At 49.9% G+C, this 4,214-nt stretch carries 3 protein-coding genes and 2 pseudogenes; all 5 read right to left on the bottom strand.

Annotation, left to right across the window (positions count from 1 at the left end; genetic code table 11):
* Window positions 1-306: 306 nt before the first annotated feature.
* Window positions 307-438, bottom strand: a pseudogene (locus tag Q0294_RS23415) (ribonucleotide-diphosphate reductase subunit beta); the annotation flags it as partial.
* 55 nt (window positions 439-493) lie between these two features.
* Window positions 494-1,006: a carboxypeptidase-like regulatory domain-containing protein gene (locus tag Q0294_RS11505; RefSeq protein WP_299465051.1), complete on the bottom strand. Its 513-nt coding sequence runs from the start codon at window positions 1,004-1,006 to the stop codon at window positions 494-496.
* 112 nt (window positions 1,007-1,118) lie between these two features.
* Window positions 1,119-2,150 carry a DUF1559 domain-containing protein gene (locus Q0294_RS11510; protein ID WP_299465054.1) on the bottom strand — a complete coding sequence of 344 codons (1,032 nt, stop codon included), beginning with the start codon at window positions 2,148-2,150 and terminating at the stop codon, window positions 1,119-1,121.
* 605 nt (window positions 2,151-2,755) lie between these two features.
* Window positions 2,756-3,835: a ribonucleotide-diphosphate reductase subunit beta gene (locus Q0294_RS11515; RefSeq protein ID WP_366917969.1), complete on the bottom strand. Its 1,080-nt coding sequence runs from the start codon at window positions 3,833-3,835 to the stop codon at window positions 2,756-2,758.
* Window positions 3,836-3,906: 71 nt separating this feature from the next.
* Window positions 3,907-4,214: pseudogene (locus Q0294_RS11520) on the bottom strand (ribonucleoside-diphosphate reductase subunit alpha); the annotation flags it as partial.

Raw genomic sequence — 4,214 nt, forward strand, 5'->3', positions numbered from 1 at the left:
GCCCTGATCCCGCATTAATCACAACTGTATCTGCTGACTCAAACCAAGCTTCTCCCCCCTATGGAAGCTGCTGAGATTTGTATGAACTATATTACCGCGAGGAGTTGGAAACGGGGGTTTTCAAGAGCGATATTAATTCCGCGTTCATCGATTGTCCAAAGATATTTTGTTGCCTCATCACCATATTTTCCAGTTACCACACCTTTTATACCACGTTATTTTATCTCAGATCCTACCGCGCGCAAAAAAAGGGACCACCAATCGGTGGTCCCTGCGAGGGTGCCTTATTTTTTTATCGCGGACGAATCAGTCCCAGTTTAATGAACCGGAGCTCTGGTATTCGGTCACGCGGGTTTCGAAGAAGTTCTTTTCCTTCGAGAGGTCCATGCTTTCGCTCATCCAAGGGAACGGATTGGAAGAACCGTGATGGTGCGGCACCGGAGAACGGGCGGAAATAACGACGAGTTTCAAACACACCTTGAGACTCGATGATCTAGTTTTGAAAAAACGAAGCCGGGGGCTTGAATTTTGAGTCGAGCTGAAACTCAAATTTCGATTCCGGTGCCTTGACTGTGGCTCCCTGAATGATCGCATGCGGCTTGAACAGGTTATAGACCGGGGGAATCTGTTCTTTCATCCCGACCCCACCTTGTGGGGAATCAGGAGGTATCGGAGACCCGTCCGGTTGCGTGATCTTCGAGAAGGTCACACCGTACTCCCCCGGAGGGCACCCCGGATTCGAATGATAGTCAGTCAAAGTAAACTTGCCTGCTTCATCGGTCAGGCCAAACCCTCCGTTCCCTTTCGTTTGGCCAGTGGGATGAAATTCCACCATCGCACCGACGAGCGGTTGACCATCCATCGCCACGGATCCCGAAACAGGAATCATTTCAATGTCGGGACCGGAATTCGAACCCCCACAACCGGAAAGAGAAACAAGCAGGACCGCGAAAGGGATCGCCAATCCTCGAGTCATTTTACGCGTCGTATCTAAGCAAGCACTCATGTTGATCCACCAGAGCTAGAAGAAGCAGGATTGATTAAGAGAAAAAGAGTCCGCCGCTCACGAGTATCCTTATCCGTGAGCGTGGGAACATCCCGGCAAACAAATTCCCCAATCAGAACTCGCCGATCACCTGGCCGTCTTTGATACGGGAGAGATTGGTGCGGGTAGTGGCATCGATGTTCTCGCTGAGAAAACGCACAGCGCCATCCGCAAGCAGGATCATACAACCTCCGACATGGGCACTTCCGGGCATACTGTAAGATCCCAGTACGCCGGGCTGTGAAGTCATCGGAGGAGTCCAGGAGCAACAGAGCCAGTAGTTGATTCCGCGGCTGTGGGCCAGGTTGACGCCATTTCCCGCATAGACGCTACATCCCCAGTAGTTACCGGTTCCATCCCGCACCTGACGAGTCGTTTCGCACACCATTACGGTATTACTGGTGCCATCCTTGATCTTCGCAATCTCGGAATTGGAATTCTCCCCGAAGAGAGCTCTCGTGGTACTTCCTTCATTTCCCCACAACGCCCAGGGCCCTGTGCCGGAGCTGACGCTGAAACCGTAGTTGGTCATGGCACTTCCCGCGACACCACAGCCGTAGTAGGAAGTCGCTGAATTGTAGGTCGCGTTGTTTGCATCACTCGGACAATTGAAAACGGCGATGACTTTTTTTGTCAGTTCCATATTAGCGGTAATATCCGCAGACGCCCCCATCACTGTTCCCGAACTAGTCGAAGACCACCCACTGAACGAACTGTTGCGTTGGGCGGCGGTGAAGTTGAACTGATTGTAGAGAGCAGACTGTTCCAGATAGGGCAGCAGCAGCGTCCATCCTGATTGATTCAGGATCGGATCTCCGGCCTGCGTCCAGACCATGGCATTGTTGGCACTCGAGTAGGGGAACTTGGTGTGAGAGTCGTGATAATTGTGCAGAGCCAGACCAAGCTGCTTCATATTATTCTTGCATGTGGAACGGCGAGCCGCTTCGCGAGCCTGTTGTACGGCAGGGAGAAGCAATGCTATTAAAATGGCAATAATCGCGATGACCACCAAAAGCTCAATCAGCGTGAAGCCTCGGGAGCGTCTCACAGTAGTTTTGGGCCTTTCGGAATGGCACAAGGAATTGATTTCCAATAAGTAACTCATGTTCTTGTCCTGATGTAGTAGTGAATGATATGAAGCGAGAGGACTTTCAACGTGAAGGCTCGTCTAGAGGTCTTCAACAGGAGCGGGACGGAGCACCGTGTTCCAGGACACAGTTGAGCAAAGAACGTGCCGCCGGGAGTGTCAAAAGGGTCGGTAAAAATCCCCAGCTCACCGGACATCAGACATTGAGACACAACCTGTTTGCCACGCTTTACTTATGGGAACTACTATTTCGTCGTCTCCGAATGTTCGGACATTGAGACGTCGAACGATAACTTCGTGAGTGCCAGAACTTTTTGAAGATTGCCAATTAATTTCGCACCAGAGAACACCAGGATCACACGACGGTGAACTCTCCCTTCCCGCATTTCAGGAGAGACCCTGTGACAGAATCGATACAGCTGCCTGAGTGGAAACTTTACGGAAAGCATTAAAGGGGTCAGCGACTGTCTTGAAGCAAGAAGATTGAAGGTTTTGATTCCACGTCTGGTCTTTTTTTTAGAGTCGCTGCCTCCCATTTTATCCCACCTTTTCACGCGCACAAAAAAAGGGACCACCGGCTGGTGATCCCTTCGAGGGTGCCTTGTTTTTATCGTGGACGAAAATCAGTCCCAGTTTAATGAACCTGAACTCTGATACTCGGTCACGCGGGTTTCAAAGAAATTTTTCTCTTTGGAAAGGTCCATGGTTTCGCTCATCCAGGGGAAAGGATTCGCAGAACCGTATTGAGGAGGCAGGCCAATGCGTTCCAGACGACGGTCAGCAATGTGCTGCACGTATTCGCGGAACAGATCGCCATTCAAACCCAGAATTCCGGTGGGCAGACAATCCTTGGCGTATTCAATTTCCAGTTCGGCAGCGTACTTCATACGGTCGACAATCAGCTGCTGGAATTCAGGAGTCCAGAGTTCCGGATTTTCCTGCTTGATGCCATTGATCAAGTCGATGCCGAAGTTCAAGTGAATCGTTTCATCTCGCAGGATGTATTGAAACTGTTCGCCGATCCCCGTCATCATATTGCGACGATGGAATGAAAGCACCATCACGAAACCGGTATAGAAGAAAAGCCCTTCCATAATCAGATAGTAACCGATCAGATTCTTTAAAAAGGCCTGTGCCCCTTCAAAGGTATCTGTCGTGAAATCTGGATCGAGAATCTCGGACGTCAGTTCCATTTCCAACTGATCTTTTTTCGCGATCGCGGGAACTTCGTGATACATGTTGAAGACTTCCGACTCATTGAGCCCGAGGCTTTCTACGATATACAGAAACGTGTGGGAATGCACGGCTTCTTCAAACGCCTGACGCAACAGGTACTGACGACTTTCCGCATTGGTGACATGCTTGAAAATGGCCAGCACGATATTGTTCGCTACCAGACTTTCGGCTGTCGCAAAGAAACCCAGGTTCCGCATGATCACAAACCGTTCGCCGTCGCTGAGCTTGCTGGAACGCCACATCTCGATGTCTTTGGTCATGCCGACTTCCGTTGGCATCCAATGGTTAGCACAGCCATTCAGATAATGTTCCCAGGCCCAATGATACTTCAAAGGCATCAATTGATTCACGTCTACCTGAGAGCAGTTAATCAAACGTTTTTTATCTGCATTAAAACGGCCCTCGGGAGTATCTTCCAGTGGGGCATTCTTTTTAGGTGAAGCTGGTTTTGTATTGAGTATTGTCATCATAACACCTCTTTAAAATCCATTATTAAATTTAAAATGAGCATAATTTACCGCGAGAGAAAACACTGTGATTACTGACACGCTTCACAGTCGCCATCCAGGTTACAGGATTCGCCGGGAGTCACCAGTGTGACTGCTTCCCGATCGACATGAATGTCGCCTGACGCACTGGCGTGTTTCATCCAGCGAGGCTGAATTCCGAACTTGTTGACATCCACGGTTGATTTCTCAACCTGAGTGGCTGCCAGAGTTCGCAGATAGTAGGTGGTCTTCAACCCGCGTTCCCAGGCCAGCATATACATATCATGTAACTTCTTGCCGGAAGGTTCTGCCAGATACAGGTTGAGCGATTGTCCCATGTCGATCCATTTCTGGCGAT

The organism is uncultured Gimesia sp. (assembly GCF_937919775.1).
Classification (GTDB): domain Bacteria; phylum Planctomycetota; class Planctomycetia; order Planctomycetales; family Planctomycetaceae; genus Gimesia.

What these genes read in the sequence shown, in the direction of transcription:
- Q0294_RS11505 (WP_299465051.1), bottom strand. Translation starts at nt 1,006, where the DNA reads ATGAGTGCTTGCTTAGATACGACGCGTAAAATGACTCGAGGATTGGCG.
- Q0294_RS11510 (WP_299465054.1), bottom strand. Translation starts at nt 2,150, where the DNA reads ATGAGTTACTTATTGGAAATCAATTCCTTGTGCCATTCCGAAAGGCCC.
- Q0294_RS11515 (WP_366917969.1), bottom strand. Translation starts at nt 3,835, where the DNA reads ATGACAATACTCAATACAAAACCAGCTTCACCTAAAAAGAATGCCCCA.